Raw genomic sequence first — 16,137 nt, 5'->3', positions numbered from 1 at the left:
GGGCGCGTTGCGTTCCCGCCCGTCAGGGCGCTACGCCCCCGAGGACCGGACGTCCACGTCGGCCGCCCGCACATAGCCGACCCGGTGCCCGACCTGGATCTCGTAGTACACGTCCCGGCCCCGGACCACCGCGTGCTTGGTCACGTCGAAGGTCGGGGAGTAGAAGTACTCCGACCGCACCCGCCCGCCGACCGCGTACTCCTGGCCGGCCAGCAGCCGGTACGGCAGCGGGGTGACCGCCTGTACCGGCACCTGCGCCGGATACGCCTCCTTCTCCGGGTACGCCCGCCCGTAGACCGGGATCTCCGCCCGGCCCGCCTTCGGCGTGGCCACCAGACCCTTGGCGTTCACCGCCGTCGGATGCGAGCGCGGGTTGTGGAACCACGCCCGCTGCCCGAGGTACCAGATCGCCGTCCAGTCGCCGGACCGGCCCGCCACCGCGAACCGCTGGCCGGTCGTGGCCCGCGCCCCGGTGTCGTTCACCCCGGTCGTGGAGGCGGCGCCGTCCGGGTGCAGCCCGATGTCCTGGACCAGCGGCGCGCTCTCGCTGGGCGCGGTGTACAGCCGCACCGCGCCGGACCCGTGCGCCGCACAGGGCTGCCCGGCCTTCTCGCAGTCGGTGTAGACCGGCCGGTTGCGGTCGTAGGACGGGCGGATGGTGACCAGGCCGCCGCGCGGGCCCGCGGTACGGGCGAACGGCCGGCCCAGCAGGGTGAAGTAGTGCGCCCAGTCCCAGTACGGGCCGGGGTCGGTGTGCATCCCCGGGATCGTCGAGGGGACCGTGCCGGGCACGTTGTCGTGGCCCAGGATGTGCTGCCGGTCCAGCGGGATGCCGTACTTCGTCGCCAGGTACTTCACCAGACGGGCCGAGGCGCGGTACATCGCCTCCGTGTACCAGGCGTCCGGCGACGCGAGGAACCCCTCGTGCTCGATGCCGATCGAGTGCGAGTTGAGGTACCAGTTGCCCGCGTGCCAGGCGACGTCCTGGGTCCGCACGTGCTGCGCGATCAGCCCGTCCGCCGAGCGGATGGTGTAGTGCCAGGACACGTACTTGGGGTCCTTGATCAGCCGCAGCGTGGTCTCCCACGACCCCTCGGTGTCATGGATGACGATGGTGTCGATCCGCTGGTCCTTCGGGCGGTCGGCCAGATCGTGGTTGCCGTAGTTGGTCCCGTCGTCGTACTGCTCGTACGGGGCCGGCCAGGACTCGCAGGCCACCGACCAGGGGCACTCCAACGCCCCGCCGGCACCGGACGCGGCGGCGCGGCGGGCGGTGGCGGCGCTGCTGAGACGTTTCTCTTGGGCGGCGTCGGCGGTCAGCCGGGGCGCCGCGGCCAGCGTGACCCGCTGGCCCGCGTCCGTGGTGCGGCTCAGCCCCTGCCGCATCACCCCGAAGACGTCCCGGGCGAAGGCCGCTCCGCTGCGCGGATCGTCCCCGCTGCCGTAGCGCGCCACCGCCGTGTACCACTTCGCCGGGTCGCTGCTGGTCGGCAACCCCAGCGCGCGCTGCGCTGCGGCCAGCAGGGCGGCCCCGCCCAGCACGTTCGCCGCCGGATCGGTGCGCAGCCTCGCCGCCGGCAGCCCGGTCAGCCGCGCCGCGGTCGGCAACGTCCGCAGCCGGTACGGGAGTTCGGCGGGCGGCGCCACCCGCCGGGACGGCGACCGCCCGGCCGTGCGCAGGGGCCGCGCGCCGTCGCCGCGGGCGTCCTCGTCGTCCGCGCTGTACTCCGGTGCCCGCGCCACGGCCGCCCGGGCGTCGGTCAGGTGCATCGGCCCGTAGCCCCCGGAGACGCTGGGCGCACCCCCGTGGGCATCCCAGCGGGACTCCAGGTACGAGACGCCCAGCAGCACGCTGCGCGGGACGTGGTAGCGCGCGGCGGCGTCGCCGAAGGCCCGCTGCAGGGCGCCGGACGGGGGCTCGCCGGCCCGCGCGGACGGGGCCGCGGCGAGCAGGGGCAGCAGCAGCGCCGCGGCGGCGACGGCGGTGGCGGATCTGCGCAGGGCGGGGTGGCGGGTTCTCGGCGCGTCTTCCGGTGCGGATCCTCGCAAAACAGCCTCCTCAAGCCGGCCCGAGCCGGGGCGGTGTGACGGTGGTGTGCCAGGGCCTGCCCGGTGGTGGGTGAACCGGCCAGGCCGCGGTCGCGCGGGAGAACCCGAGAGTAAGGCCCCGGTCGGCCGAGAACCATAGATTTGCCGACGCGCCGTCAATCACCCCACCCGGTTGGGTTTTCGCATGTCAGGGCAGCACCGCCAGGATCCTTCCCGAAGTCGGCCCGGGACCTGCGGGGCATCAGTGGAATGGACCAACGCACGGGTGAGCGGCGCGGCCCGGGTACGGGCGCGCCGCTCACAGATTTCCCCTTGGCACCGGTCGGCACCCGGCGGTCAGCGGGTGCCGACCGCCGCCCGCACCGCCCGCCGCGCCATCTGCGCGTCGTCGTGCAGCCTGCGCAGCAGCAGTCGCTGCTCCTCGCCCGCCGTGGGCGCCCCGGGGTGGTGGCCCGCCCCCGGAGTGGTGGTCGGCGCGGGCTCGCGCATGGTCCGCTGCACCGCGGTCTCGTATCGCCGGATCTCGCGGGTGAGCACCAGCATGAGGTTCACCAGGAAGGCGTCCCGCGCGGTGGTGCCCGCCGCCTGGGCGAGCTGGCTGATGTGCCGGCGGGCCACCGGCGCGTCGCCGAGCACCGTCCACAGCGTCGCCAGGTCGTAACCCGGCAGGTACCAGCCCGCGTTGTCCCAGTCCAGCAGCACCGGGCCGGCGGGCGAGAGCAGGACGTTGTTCAACAGGGCGTCACCGTGGCAGAACTGGCCCTGGGTGTGCGCCAGCCCGTGCAGCAGCTTCTGCAGATCGCCCATGTCGCGGTCGGTGAGCAGTCCCAGATCGTGATAACGCCCGATCCGGCCGGCGTAGTCCAGCGGGGCGTCGAACAGCCCGGCGGGCGGACGCCAGGTGTTGACCCGGCAGATCGCCGCCAGCGCGGCCCGCACATCGGCCCGCGGCGGGGCCTCGGAGGGGTGCCGCGCCAGGGCCGCCACCCGCCCCGGCATGCGCTCCACCACCAGCGTGCAGTTGTCGGGGTCGGCCGCCACCAGCCGTGGCACCCGGACCGGCGGACGGTGCCGGACGAACGCCCGGTACGCGCTTATTTCCTGCCGGAAGCTCTCGGCCCACGCGGGGGAGTGGTCCAGTAAACACTTGGCGACGGCGCTCATCCGACCGGTCGTCCCCAGGAGCAGTACGGACTTCCCGCCGCGGCGCAGCACCTGGACCGGATTGAACTCCGGGCAGATGCGGTGCACCGAGGCGACGGCGGCGCGCAGCTGGGCGCCCTGGGGGCCGGACAAATCGAGTCTCCCGCTGAGCGGTTGGGTGCCCGTCCCCTGTGCCCGCCGGTTCCGGCCGCCGGGGAGCCCGGTCATCGCCCCGGCGGCCGGGGAGGGATCGAGATACGGCCCGCTCCCTTGGGGGTGCGGGCGGTACGTCCGGGTGGGGGCGGTCACGGCGGACGATGCTGCATACATGGGTGAGACAGGTCCCTTCGTGCGCCGACGAGTTGCGTGCGCTCCCGGCCCGGTGGCGGGAACCCGTGAACGGGCCCCGTACAGGCGGCCGATCCGTAGGTCCCCGTGCAGGGCACGCACCCTGGGGAATGCGGTCCCGTCACCGGGCCGGGGGCTGCACACCTACCGAACACGCGGGTGCGGGTGGCAGACCATCTGGCGCACCCTGGCGAACCCTGGCGAATGCTCGCAGCCCATGTCAGCGGCCGTTAGTGTCAACTCAGTCGAGGAACCTGGGGGCTTGACGTGAGCAGGGAGCCGAACACCCGTCTCGCGGACCTTTTCGGCCTGGCCGGCTGGTCCAAGGGAGAACTCGCGAGGTTGGTCAACCGGCAGGCGGCGGCCATGGGCCATCCGCAGCTGGCGACCGACACCTCGCGGGTCCGGCGCTGGATCGACATGGGCGAGACGCCCAGGGACCCGGTGCCCAAGGTCCTCGCCTCCCTCTTCACCGAGCGCCTCGGCCGTGTCGTAACCATCGAGGACCTCGGGTTCGCCCGGTCAGGTCGCGCGGGGAAGCGTCAGGCCATGGACGGTCTGCCGTGGGCGCCCGAGCGGACCGCTGCGGTCCTCACGGAATTCACGGGAATGGACCTCATGCTCAATCGACGCGGCTTGGTGGGGGCGGGCGCGGCGCTCGCCGCGGGCTCCGCACTCACCGGCGCCATGCACGACTGGCTGCACACCGACCCCGCCCCGATGGCCCTCCGCCACGACGATCCGCTCGCCCACGAATCCCTGCACGAACTCGACCAGATCGGCCTCGACCGCTACGAGGCGGCCCCCGTGGGGTCACAGGAGATCGACGCCCTGGAGCACTCCGTCGAGGTGTTCCGCCGGTGGGACGCGGCCCGCGGCGGCGGCCTCCAGCGCAAAGCGGTGGTGGGCCAGCTCAACGAGGTCGGCGGGATGCTCGCCTACCGCCACCCCGACCACCTCCAGCGCCGGCTCTGGGGCGTGGCCGCCAACCTCGCGGTGCTGGCCGGCTGGATGTCGCACGACGTGGGCCTGGAGCCCACCGCGCAGAAGTACTTCATCATCGCCGCGCACGCGGCCCGCGAGGGCGGCGACCGCCCGCGCGCCGGCGAGGCACTGTCCCGCGCCGCCCGCCAGATGGTCCACCTGGGCCGCCCGGACGACGCCCTCGACCTGATGAAGCTGGCCCAGTCCGGTTCCGGCCAGGAGACCCTGCCGCGCACCCGCGCCATGCTGCACACCATCGAGGCGTGGGCCCATGCGTCCAAGGGCCACGGCCAGGCGATGCGCCGCACCCTCGGCGAGGCCGAGGAGCTGTTCGTCTCGGACAAGGGCGATGTGCCGCCGCCGGCCTGGATGCAGATGTTCGACGAGGCGGACATGCACGGCATGCAGGCGCTGGCCTTCCGCACCCTCGCGGAGCACGATCCGGCTGCCGCCAGGATCGCCCAGGGGCACGCCAAGAAGGCGCTCCAACTGCGCAGGAACGGTCACCAGCGGTCGCAGATCTTCGACTACATCTCGATGGCCTCGGCCTGTTTCATCGGCGGCGACCCCGAACAGGCCGACACCTACGCCCGGTTGGCGCTGGTCTCCATCGGTGAGAACTCCTCGCACCGCACCTGGGACCGGCTGCGGGAGATGTTCCGGCTCACCGGCCAGTACGCCGGCTGCGGCAAGATCCAGGAGCTCCGTGAGGAGCTCCAGCAGGTCCTGCCGAAACCGCGGCCCAAGGGGCAGACGACGGCGCTGGGGCCGGGCATCGGGCCGGAGCTGGGGCCGAACTTCTCACTCTGAGCGCCGCCGTGCGACCCGCCCCCGCGCTCCGACGGCGTGGGGCGGCCCGTCCTCGATCCTTGTCCACCGACCGATGTCCACCGACCGAAGTCCAGCGGACCATCCGCCGGACGATCTGCCAACCATGCTGCGTCAGCTGATATATGACACCCCATTAATGACCGGGGCCTTTCGGGGCGGCCGGCTCTCGCGCAGCCGGTCCGCCCTGGACGGTCGCGCCGTGCGTCAGTCGCCGACTTTGGCGATCAGGACACAGGTGTCGTCCTCGCGCTCGGTCGCGCCGAACTCCTCGACCACGATGCGGACGCTGTCCTGCGCGCTGCGGGCCGCGCCGAACCGCGGTGCCAGGTCCAGCAGCCGCTCGGTGCCCTCATGGGTGCTCTCCGGGCCGTGGGCGCGGCGCGGGACCAGTCCATCGGTGTGCAGCACCAGCAGGTCGCCGGGCTCCAGCTGCTCGGTGTGCTGGCCGTAGTGCGCGCCCGTCGTGGCGCCGAGCAGTACGCCTTCCGGCGGGTCCAGCGCGCGCCCCGTGCCGCCGCGGAACAGCAGCGGTGCGGGGTGCCCGGCCTGGCCCCACTCCAGCGTCCGCGTCGCGGGATCGAACTGGCAGCACACCGCACTGCCCAGCGCCGGCTGGGCGGCGGTGTCCAGCAGCTGGTTGAGGAAGGCCATCAGCTGCCCCGGCCGGTGGCCGGCCACGGCCATCCCGCGCAGCGCACCCAGCACCATCGCCATCCCGGACGTCGCCGCGACCCCGTGCCCGGTGAGGTCGCCGACGCTCAACAGCGTGCGCCCGTCGGGGAGTTGCAGCGCGTCGTACCATCCGCCGCCGATCAGTGCGGAGCTGCCGGCGGGGAGGTAGCGGCCGGCGAGGTCCAGGGTGACCGGGCCGCCCTCGGGGAAGCGCAGCGAGCCGCGCCAGGGCGGCAGCACGGCCTCCTGCAGCTCGACCGCGAGCCGGTGCTCGGTCTGCGCGATGTGCCGCTGGCGCTGGAGCGAGTCACCGGTCTCCCGCACCGCCATCTGGCTGCGGCGCAGCTCGCTGACGTCGCGGAGGACGGCCCACATGCAGGCCGTGCCGCCGTCGGAGTCGAGCACCGGTTCGCCGACCATGTGGACGGTGCGGATACCGGAGTCGGCGCGCACGATCCGGAACTCGCCGTCGATGGGCCGGCCGTCCACCAGGCAGTCGGTGACCATCACGGCCAGCTTCTCCTGGTCGTCGGGATGCACCAGGGACGGCAGCTCGTCCAGGGTCAGCGGTCCGTCGGCGGGCTCCCGGCCGAACATCGTGAAGAGCTCGTCGGACCAGGTCACCTCGTCGGTGAGCAGATTCCACTCGGCGCTGCCCACCCGGCGCAGCAGTGCGCCGCGCTCGGGTGCCGCGGGCTCCGGCGGCGCCGCCGGCAGCTCGACGGGCGGCTCCACGACGTCGGTCAGGTCGGCGGGCAGGCCCTCTCTGAGCTGGTCGAGGTGGCCGCCGAGGTCGTCCAGGTGGTGGACGGCGAGGTCGCACAGCGCCCGCTGCCAGCGCAGCTGCGGGTCGGCGGCGAGGTCACCGGCCACCGAGGACTCTCTGCGTACCGCATCGAGGCCACCGCGCAGGGTGCGGGCCTGCGAGATGAGTGCCTCGACCGTGTCACGCTCGGGGGTCCGATCGGCTGGGTGATCCGCGAAGAGAGGGGGCGGCATGACGTACTCCGTGATCAGGCGGCGCCGGAACGTATGGGCCGGTTACGACTCTTGCACAGGCTGCGACCGTCCGTAAGGGATTTGGCATTACCCGATACGGTGGTGCACCTGGCATATGTCAACGGCCTCCCTTCGGTGGTCGGGCCGAATCGGCGGAATAACGCGTTCCACGCTAGGCTTCGGCCGCCGTACAGCTGTCTACCCCGCCGATCCATGGGGGGAACGACGCATAGGGCCCGCAGTCACCGGCAAGAATGCCGGTCAGCGGAAATCCCGTTGCCAGCCTGTCCCCCGCACCGGATGCTGACCTCATGTTCGATCCAGACATAGCGCCCAGTGGCACCCTGCTCGGCCTCCTTCAGCGAGGCCGCGGCGACGGGACCCTGCATGCCCTCGCGGCGCCGCGGGCCGAGGCGCTCGCGGCACTCAACGACAGTGTGCTGTGCGACTCGCGCCGGGACTGGCAGGTGGAGAACCGCTCGCTCTACTACGCGCGCCTCTACATGCAGCTCGACGGCGGCCTTGAGGAGATCGAACGGCACCTGTTCCACCCCGACGACCTCACCGACACCGGCGAGGAGCGCACCGGCCTGGCCCTCTCGGTCCTCGGCCACCTCGCCGCGTACGGCAGGGACGCCGCCCGCCTGCTGCTGCGCAGCTACGCCGCGGTCGGCGGCAACTGGCGCTGGGCCCTCGACGAGCTCGCGCTGCGGGACGACGACGCCGGGCTGATCGGGCTGGCGCCGGCCGTCCTGGCCCGCTTCCCCGAGACGCCGGAGGGCGACGCCCAGCTGGCCACCGCCGTCCGCGACGCCTTCGAGCCCCGCCCCTGGCGGCTGTGGGCCGAGGACCCCCGCTACCGCGCGCGGCTGGCCGCAGCCGGGGAACAGGGCTCCTTCGACCGCTGGCAGCGGCAGCTCCGACCGCGCGGACCGCGCCCCGGCTGGAGCGTGACCGAGGTGCTGGAGTGGGCCCAGCAGGAGCTCGAACCGCGCCCCGGGGAGCACCGCTACATCGCCGCCGCCCGCTGCCTGAGCGCCGTCGCCGGTCCCGAGGACCGCGCCGAGCTGTTGCGGGCCGGTCGCGACGGGCCGGACGCGGCGCGCGCCGCCGTCCTGCACCACCTCGCCGAACGCGGCGACCCGGAGGTCCTCGACCTCGTCGAGGCCGCCGTCACCGATCCGCTCTCCGCCGAACCGCTGGTCGCCGCCGCGCTCTCCTCGTACGAGCGGATGCGCAGCGTGGCCGCCGTCGAGCGGGCCCGGGGGTGGGCCGCGCGCACCGACCGGCTGGGCGCGTCCGCCGCCGGCATGCTCGCCCGGCGCGGGGCCCGCCGCGACACCGACCTGGTGCTGGCCGCGCTGCGCCGCACCGTGCGGGAGGACGGCCCGGACGCCGACGCGCTGTGGGAGCTGGTGGACGGGGCCGGCCGCCTCGGGATCACCTGCGCCGCCCCCGTATTGCGCCACCTCTACCGCGAGACCTCCTCCTCCCATCTGCGCGGTCGGGCCGCCGCCGCGCTCGCCGTCACCGACCCCGGGTTCGCCGCCGGCTTCGCCGTCGAGTGCCTGTGGGACTGCGAGGAGACCACCCGGGAACTGGCCGCCCGGCACGCGGCCACCGGCGACGACCGGGTCGTCGAACAGCTCCGCCGGCTCGCCGCCGACCCGGCCGAGGAGGCCGAGGTGCAGACCGCGGTCCGCGCCCGCATCGGCCCGGACGCCTCGGCGGTGTGACGCCGCGGGCGATGCCCGCCTGATCGGGCGCAGCGGCGAACGCTCATGGGACGTTCGCCGGTTGGAAAGATCCCCTTGGCCCGGTCCACGCACGGTCCGCCGACAACAGCGGTATGCGTGTCGCCCTGGTCACCGAATCCTTCCCGCCCGACGTCAACGGCGTCGCGCACTGTGCCCTGGAAACCGCCCGCCACCTCGTCCGACGCGGGCACGAGCCGCTGGTCATCGCGCCGCTGGCGAACTCCGCGCCGGCCGCCGCCGCGCTCGCCTACGAGAGCCCGTGCCCGGTGGTGCGGGTGCCCTCGATGCCGCTGCCCGGATACCCGCAGGTGCGGATCGCGCTGCCGGGGCGGCGGCTGTCCGCGGCGCTGGACGGACACCGGCCCGATCTGGTCCACCTGGCCAGCCCGTTCGTGCTCGGGGCGCGCGGGATGGCGGCCGCGGCCCGGCGGGGGGTGCCGGCGGTCGCGGTGTACCAGACCGACATGGCGCGTTATGCGCGGACCTACCTGGGGCGCGGCGCGGCGGCGGCCTGGCGGCGGATCCGGGCGGTGCACGCCGCCGCCGACCTCACCCTGGCCCCGTCCAGCGCGGCGCTGCTGGACCTGACCGAGCACGGCGTGCCCCGGGTGCGGCTGTGGCCGCGCGGGGTCGACTCGGCGCGGTTCCACCCGGGGCGGCGGGACGCGGTGCTGCGCAGCTCGCTGCTGGCGGGGCGGGAGATGTTGGTGGGTTACGTGGGGCGGCTGGCGCCGGAGAAGGACGTCCGGCTGCTGGCCGAGACCTCCCGGCTCCCCGGCGTCCGCACCGTGGTGATCGGGGAGGGGCCCAGCGCCGCCGCCCTCCGGGCCCAGCTGCCCGAGGCGCGCTTCCTGGGCCGCCGGACGGGCGACGAACTGGCCCGGCTGTACGCCTCGTTGGACGTCTTCGTGCACACCGGGCCGTACGAGACCTTCTGCCAGACCGTGCAGGAGGCGATGGCCTCCGGCGTCCCGGTGGTCGCGCCGGCCGCCGGCGGGCCGCTGGACCTCGTCGACCACGGGCGGACCGGGCTGCTGGTCCCGCCCGGGGACGGCGGCGCCCTGCGGGACGCGGTACGGGCGCTGGGCGGCGACGCGGAGCTGCGGGTGCGGTACGGCGCCGCCGCCCGGCAGGCGGTCGCGGCCCGCACCTGGGAGGCGGTCGGCGACCAGTTGCTGGGCCACTACGCGGACGTGCTGGCCGACCGGACGGCGGTGGCGGCGTGACCGCCCGCCGGACCCGGGACGCCCGGGCCGGACTGCGGATCGTCCGGATCGCCAACTTCGTCGCCCCGGCCTCCGGCGGGCTGCGCACCGCGCTGCGCGAGCTGGGCGCCGGCTACCGGGCCGCAGGCCACGAGCCGCTGCTCATCGTGCCCGGCCCGCCGGACGCGCTGGGGTCGCGCGGCATACGGGACGAGGAGACCGCGCAGGGACGGGTGCTGACCCTCCCCGGGCCGCTGGTGCCCGGCAGTGGCGGCTACCGGGTGCTGACCGACCGCCCCCGGCTCCGACGACTGCTGGCGGAGCTGGCCCCGGACCGGCTGGAGGTCTCGGACCGCACGACGCTGCGGTGGACGGGGGAGTGGGCCCGGCGGGCCCGGGTCCCCGCGGTGATGGTGTCGCACGAGAGCGTGGACGGGGTGCTGCACACCTGGGGCGTGCCGCGCCCGCTGGCCCGCGCCGTCGCCGACCGCGTCAACTCCCGTACCGCGTATGCCTACAGTCGGGTGGTGTGCACCACCGAGTGGGCGGCGGCGGAGTTCCTGCGGGCGGGTGCGCGCAACGTGGTACGGGCGCCGCTCGGCGTCGATCTCACCGCCCGGCACCCGGGCCTGCGCAGCCCGGCCGTGCGCGACCGGTACGCCCGGGGCGCCGCCGTACTGCTGCTGATGTGCTCCCGGCTGTCGACGGAGAAGCGGCCCGGGCGGGCCCTGGACGCGCTCGTCGAACTGCGCCGGCGGGGTGTCGACGCGGCGCTGGTGGTGGCCGGCGACGGGCCGCTGCGGGCCCGGCTGGAGCACCGGGCGCGGACCGGGCGGCTGCCGGTGACGTTCCTCGGGCACCTCGCCGACCCGGGGCGGCTGGCGGCGCTCCAGGCCAGTGCCGACCTGGCCCTGGCGCCCGGCCCGGCCGAGACGTTCGGGCTCGCCGCGCTGGAGGCGCTGGCCTGCGGCACCCCGGCGGTCGCCAGCGCGACCTCGGCGCTGGCCGGCCTGGTGGGCGACGGCGGGGACACCGCGCTGGACGACGGCCCGTCCTTCGCCGACGCGGTGCAGCGGGTGCTGGCGCGGCCCGAGCCGGCCCGCCGGGCCGCCGCGCGGCGGCGCGCCGAGGGCTACGGCTGGCAGCCGGCGGTGGCCGCGTTCCTGGCGGCCCACGACGCACCGCGGCCGGCCGGCGGGCGACTGGCCGGGAGGCCCGGGCCGCGGGCCGTGGGTCCCTGGAGTGCCTGGTGACGCCCCGGTTCGTGGCCCTGGGGGACTCGTTGACCGAGGGACTCGGCGACCCCGTGGCGGGCGGCGGCTGGCGGGGCTGGGCGGCGCTGCTCGCCGGCGCGCTGGGGGAACGGCCGGGCGGTGTGGGGCTGGTGAACCTCGCGCGCAGCGGGGCGCTGGCCGACGAGGTGGCGCGGGAGCAGCTGCCGGTGGCCCGGGAGCTCGCCCCGCGCTTCGCGTCGCTCCTGGCCGGCGCCAACGACACGCTGCGCGCGGCGTTCGCCATCGAGCGGGTGGCCGCCGCGCTGGACCGGACGCACGGCACGTTGAGCGCCGACGGCACCGTGGTGCTGACGGCGTGTCTGCCCGACCCCGGGCGGATGTTGGGGCTGCCCGGGCCGCTGGCCCGCCCCCTGGCCCGCCGGATGCGCGCCGTCAACACCGTGGTGCACGCGGTCTCCACGCGCTACGGAGGCGTCCACGTCCACCTCGCCGAGCATCCGTGGGTGGCCGACCGGGCCACCTGGAGCGTGGACCGGCTGCACCCCAGCGAGCGCGGCCACCGGTTGCTGGCCCGCGACTTCCACACCGCGCTCGCCGCCCGTGGGCTGGCCGCCGGCCCGCCGCCCCCGCTGGACCTGGACGGCCCGCCGCCGACCCGGGCCGGTGCCGCGCTGTGGATGGCGACCCGCGGCACCCGGTGGGTGGCCGACCGGTGCACCGACCTGCTGCCCGGCCTGCTGGCGCTGGCCGTCCGGGAGTGCCGGTACGGCCTGGCCGGATCCGGTCGGCTGCTGGACGCCGCCGCCGAGCGGGCCACCCGCAGTGCGCTCGCGGCCCTGTCCGAACCGGGCGGCGCTGCCACAATGGCGGGGTGACCGGACGCTGGGAGTTCTGGATCGACCGCGGCGGTACCTTCACGGACGTGGTGGGCCGGCGCCCGGACGGGCGCCTGGTCACCGGCAAGCTGCTGTCCCACCACCCCGAGCGCTACCGGGACGCCGCGGTCGCCGGGATCCGGATGATGCTGGGGCTCGCCCCGGACGCACCGGTGCCCGCCGAGCGGGTCTCGGTCGTCCGGATGGGCACCACCGTCGCCACCAACGCCCTCCTGGAGCGCACCGGCGAGCCGACGGTGCTGCTGACCACCGAGGGCTTCCGGGACGCGCTGCGGATCGCGTACCAGAACCGGCCGCGGATCTTCGACCGGCGGATCGTGCTGCCCGAGGCGCTCTACGACCGGGTCATCGAGGTGCCGGAACGGGTCGGCGCCCGCGGGGAGCCGGTCCGGCCGCTCGACCGGGAGCCGGTCCGCCGGGAGCTGCTCCGGGCGCGCGCGGACGGCCTGCGCAGCGCCGCCGTGGTGCTGCTGCACGGCTACCGCCACCCCGCGCACGAACGGGCGGTCGCCGAGCTGGCGGAGGAGGCGGGCTTCACCCAGGTCAGCTGCTCGCACGAGGTCAGTCCGCTGATGAAGCTGGTGGCGCGCGGCGACACCACGGTCGTCGACGCCTACCTCTCGCCGATCCTGCGGCGGTACGTCGACGAGGTCGCCGCCCAACTCCCCGGGATCCGGCTGCTGTTCATGCAGTCCAACGGCGGGCTGCGGGAGGCCACCCACTTCCGGGGCAAGGACGCGGTGCTGTCCGGTCCGGCGGGCGGGGTGGTCGGCATGGTGCGGACGGCAGCGGAGGCCGGCGGTCCGGGCGGCGGCTTCGACCGGGTGATCGGCTTCGACATGGGCGGCACCTCCACCGATGTGTCGCACTACGCGGGCGAGTTCGAGCGGATCTTCGGCAGCGAGGTGGCCGGGGTGCGGATGCGCGCCCCGATGATGAACATCCACACCGTCGCGGCCGGCGGCGGATCCGTGCTGCACTTCGACGGCCGCCGCTACCGGGTCGGCCCCGACTCGGCCGGCGCGGACCCCGGACCGGCCTGCTACCGGCGCGGCGGCCCGCTCACCCTCACCGACGCCAACGTGATGCTCGGCCGCATCCAACCCGACCACTTTCCCGCGGTGTTCGGACCCGAGGGCGACCAGCCGCTGGACGCCGCCACGGTCCGCACCCGGTTCGCCGAGCTGGCCGCCCGGGCCGCCGCCGCGACCGGCGACGACCGCGGCCCCGAGGACGTCGCCGCCGGCTTCCTGGACATCGCGGTGCTCAACATGGCCAACGCGGTCAAGAAGATCTCCGTCCAGCGCGGCCGGGACATCACCCGCTACGCGCTGGTGAGCTTCGGCGGCGCCGGCGGCCAGCACGCCTGCGCGGTCGCCGACGCGCTGGGCGTCGGCACCGTCCTGGTCCCGCCGCTGGCCGGGGTGCTCTCCGCGTACGGCATCGGGGTCGCCGACGCCACCGCGATGCGGGAACAGGCCGTCGAGGAGCGGTTCGCGGAACCGGGCGGGATGGACCGGGTCCGCGCGGTCTGCGACGCCCTCGCCCGGCAGACCCGGCGCGAGCTCCTCGACGACGGCGTGCCGGCCGCGTCGCTCACCACCCGCGCCCGGGTCCTGGTCCGCTACGCCGGGACCGACGCCGCCCTCGCCGTGCCGCTCGCCGACCCCGCCACCATGACCGCCGCGTTCGTCCGGGCACACCGCGAGCGGTACGCCTTCACCATGGACAAGCCGCTGGTCGCCGAGGCGGTGTCGGTGGAGGCGCGCGGCGCGGCCGGCGGCGCGACCGGCTACGACGTCCGACTGGCCGAGCGGGACGGGGAGTTGGCTCCCGCGGCGAACGTCCGGATGTACGTCGGCGGGCGCTGGCGGGACGCCGCGCTCCATCGCCGCGGCGACCTGCGGCCCGGCGACGTCCTCACCGGCCCGGCGATCATCGCCGAGGAGAACGCCACCACCGTCCTCGACCCCGACTGGCGGGCCGCTGTCGGCGAGCGCGGCCATCTGCTGCTCACCCGGGCCCGGCCGCGCCCCGACCGGATCGCCGTCGGCACCGCGGCGGACCCCGTACTGCTGGAGGTCTTCAACAGCCTCTTCATGGCCATCGCCGAGCAGATGGGCGTCCGCCTGGAGAACACCGCGCACTCCGTCAACATCAAGGAGCGGCTGGACTTCTCCTGCGCGCTCTTCGACGCCGAGGGCAATCTGATCGCCAACGCCCCGCACATCCCCGTCCACCTGGGGTCGATGGGCGAGTCCATCAAGGAGGTGCTGCGACGGCGCGGGAGCGACCTGCGGCCGGGCGATGTGTACGCGATCAACGACCCGTACCACGGCGGGACGCATCTGCCGGACATCACCGTCGTCACCCCGGTGTTCGCCCCGCCGGGCCCCTCGGGCGGCGCACTCCTCTTCCTGGTCGCCTCCCGCGGCCACCACGCCGAGATCGGCGGGATCACCCCCGGTTCGATGCCCGCGTTCAGCAGCACCATCCAGGAGGAGGGGGTCCTCTTCGACAACTGGCTGCTGGTCCGGGACGGCAGGCTGCGCGAGCGGGAGACCCGCGAACTGCTCTGCTCCGGGCCGTATCCGTCCCGCGCCCCGGACGTCAACCTCGCCGATCTGCGCGCCCAGATCGCCGCCAACGAGAAGGGCATCCACGAACTGCGCCGGATGACCGACCAGTTCGGGCTGGACGTCGTACGGGCCTACATGCGGCACGTCCAGGACAACGCCGAGGAGTCGGTGCGCCGGATCCTGGCCCGGCTGCCGGACGGGCACTACCGCTACGAGACGGACGGCGGCGCGGAGATCCGCGTCGCGGTGACCGTGGACCGCGCCGCCCGCAGCGCGGTGCTGGACTTCGCCGGCACCTCGCCGCAGCAGCCCGGCAACACCAACGCGCCCAGCTCGGTGGTGATGGCGGCGGTGCTGTACGTGCTGCGGACCCTGGTCGCCGAGGACATCCCGCTCAACAGCGGCTGCCTCAAGCCCGTCGAGGTGCGCATCCCGGAGGGCTCGATGCTGGCGCCCGTCTTCCCGGCGGCCACCGTCGCGGGGAACGTGGAGACCTCCCAGGCGGTCACCGGCGCGCTCTACGCCGCCCTCGGCGTGCAGGCCGAGGGCTCGGGCACGATGAACAACCTCACCTTCGGCAACGACCGGGTGCAGTACTACGAGACCGTCGCCAGCGGCTCCGGCGCCGGCGACGGCTTCGACGGCGCGGACGCCGTCCAGACCCACATGACCAACTCCCGGCTCACCGACCCCGAGGTGCTGGAGTGGCGCTATCCGGTCCGCGTCGACGGCTTCGCGCTGCGCGACGGCAGCGGCGGCACCGGACGCTGGCACGGCGGGCGCGGGGTCGAGCGGCGGCTGCGGTTCCTGGAGCCGATGACCGTCGCCCTGCTCTCCGGCCACCGCCGGGTCCCCCCGTACGGGATGGCGGGCGGCGGGCCGGGGGCGCTGGGCGTCAACTTCCTGGAGCGGGCGGACGGTTCGCGGGAGGAGTTGCGGGGGTGCGACACGGCGGAGGTCGGGGTGGACGACGTGCTGGTGATCCGCACACCGGGCGGCGGCGGGTACGGGGTGGCCTAGGCGCTGCCGTCGAACTCCCGCCTGCCGTCCGGCGCCCGACCGGGGACACCGCAGGGTCCGCGGCCGGGCACCGGGTTGTTCGCGCGGGCTACTCCTCCGCCGCCGCGCGGCGGCACGCCCCGAGGGCGATCACCGCGGGCACGTAGTCCCGCCGCAGTTCGGCGTAGCAAGCTCGAACGCCCGCGGGGCCGCCCTCGCGCCCGAGCAGACATGCTCCTTCGGCCACTTCCGGATCGGCGCCGGGGTGCTGTTCCAGGACGGTGTAGAAGCACGCCTGCGGGGTGGCGTGGGCGGCCGGGGCGAGCGCGACGACACCGCCGAGGGCGAGGGTGAGACCGCTGAGGGCGGCGGCGAGGCGAGGGATGAGGCGCATGGTGGTGGCGGTTCCTTCCGTGCGGGAGCCCGAGCGGGTCACTCGG

10 protein-coding genes are annotated in these 16,137 nt (G+C 75.0%); 6 read left to right on the top strand and 4 right to left on the bottom strand.

What is annotated here, in order from left to right; all coding sequences use genetic code 11:
• Positions 1-30: 30 nt before the first annotated feature.
• Together JNO44_RS09300 and JNO44_RS09295 are read right to left on the bottom strand one after the other, a co-directional pair.
• The gene (locus tag JNO44_RS09300; protein ID WP_205362922.1) at positions 31-2,049 is read right to left on the bottom strand and encodes an N-acetylmuramoyl-L-alanine amidase; all 2,019 of its coding nucleotides are present in this window, start codon (positions 2,047-2,049) and stop codon (positions 31-33) included.
• A gap of 336 nt (positions 2,050-2,385) precedes the next feature.
• Positions 2,386-3,522 carry an aminoglycoside phosphotransferase family protein gene (locus JNO44_RS09295; RefSeq protein WP_205362920.1) on the bottom strand — a complete coding sequence of 379 codons (1,137 nt, stop codon included), beginning with the start codon at positions 3,520-3,522 and terminating at the stop codon, positions 2,386-2,388.
• A gap of 285 nt (positions 3,523-3,807) precedes the next feature.
• Here JNO44_RS09295 and JNO44_RS09290 point away from each other — a divergent pair, with 285 nt between their 5' ends.
• Positions 3,808-5,334 carry a DNA-binding protein NsdB gene (locus tag JNO44_RS09290; RefSeq protein ID WP_205362918.1) on the top strand — a complete coding sequence of 509 codons (1,527 nt, stop codon included), beginning with the start codon at positions 3,808-3,810 and terminating at the stop codon, positions 5,332-5,334.
• Between the two features lie 225 nt (positions 5,335-5,559).
• On the opposite strand, the gene JNO44_RS09285 is transcribed toward JNO44_RS09290, so the two are convergent.
• Complete coding sequence (locus JNO44_RS09285; RefSeq protein ID WP_205362916.1) at positions 5,560-7,026, bottom strand: PP2C family protein-serine/threonine phosphatase; 1,467 nt, start codon at positions 7,024-7,026, stop codon at positions 5,560-5,562.
• A 311-nt stretch (positions 7,027-7,337) separates the two neighbouring features.
• On the opposite strand from JNO44_RS09285, the gene JNO44_RS09280 reads away from it, so the two are divergent.
• The 5 genes from JNO44_RS09280 (at position 7,338) to JNO44_RS09260 (ending at position 15,718) form a co-directional block, all read left to right on the top strand.
• On the top strand, positions 7,338-8,762 hold the full coding sequence (locus JNO44_RS09280; protein WP_205362915.1) for a HEAT repeat domain-containing protein: 1,425 nt from the start codon (positions 7,338-7,340) through the stop codon (positions 8,760-8,762).
• Positions 8,763-8,875: 113 nt separating this feature from the next.
• On the top strand, positions 8,876-10,009 hold the full coding sequence (locus tag JNO44_RS09275) for a glycosyltransferase family 4 protein (RefSeq protein WP_205362913.1): 1,134 nt from the start codon (positions 8,876-8,878) through the stop codon (positions 10,007-10,009).
• A complete protein-coding gene (locus JNO44_RS09270; RefSeq protein WP_205362911.1) occupies positions 10,006-11,241 on the top strand; it encodes a glycosyltransferase in 1,236 nt (411 codons plus the stop codon). Before JNO44_RS09275 ends, JNO44_RS09270 begins: the two co-directional genes overlap by 4 nt.
• Positions 11,238-12,098: an SGNH/GDSL hydrolase family protein gene (locus JNO44_RS09265; protein WP_205362909.1), complete on the top strand. Its 861-nt coding sequence runs from the start codon at positions 11,238-11,240 to the stop codon at positions 12,096-12,098. Before JNO44_RS09270 ends, JNO44_RS09265 begins: the two co-directional genes overlap by 4 nt.
• Entirely contained in the window at positions 12,095-15,718 is a 3,624-nt protein-coding gene (locus JNO44_RS09260) for a hydantoinase B/oxoprolinase family protein (protein WP_205362907.1), read from the top strand. The genes JNO44_RS09265 and JNO44_RS09260 overlap by 4 nt, the downstream gene beginning before the upstream one ends.
• Positions 15,719-15,806: 88 nt before the next feature.
• On the opposite strand, the gene JNO44_RS09255 is transcribed toward JNO44_RS09260, so the two are convergent.
• On the bottom strand, positions 15,807-16,091 hold the full coding sequence (locus JNO44_RS09255) for a hypothetical protein (protein WP_205362905.1): 285 nt from the start codon (positions 16,089-16,091) through the stop codon (positions 15,807-15,809).
• Positions 16,092-16,137: the final 46 nt, after the last annotated feature.

It is taken from the genome of Streptomyces noursei, assembly GCF_016917755.1.
GTDB classification, from domain to species: Bacteria; Actinomycetota; Actinomycetes; order Streptomycetales; family Streptomycetaceae; genus Streptomyces; species Streptomyces yunnanensis.
Note: the sequence above shows the minus strand (reverse complement) of the source record. Positions and strands in the feature narration are given on the sequence as shown.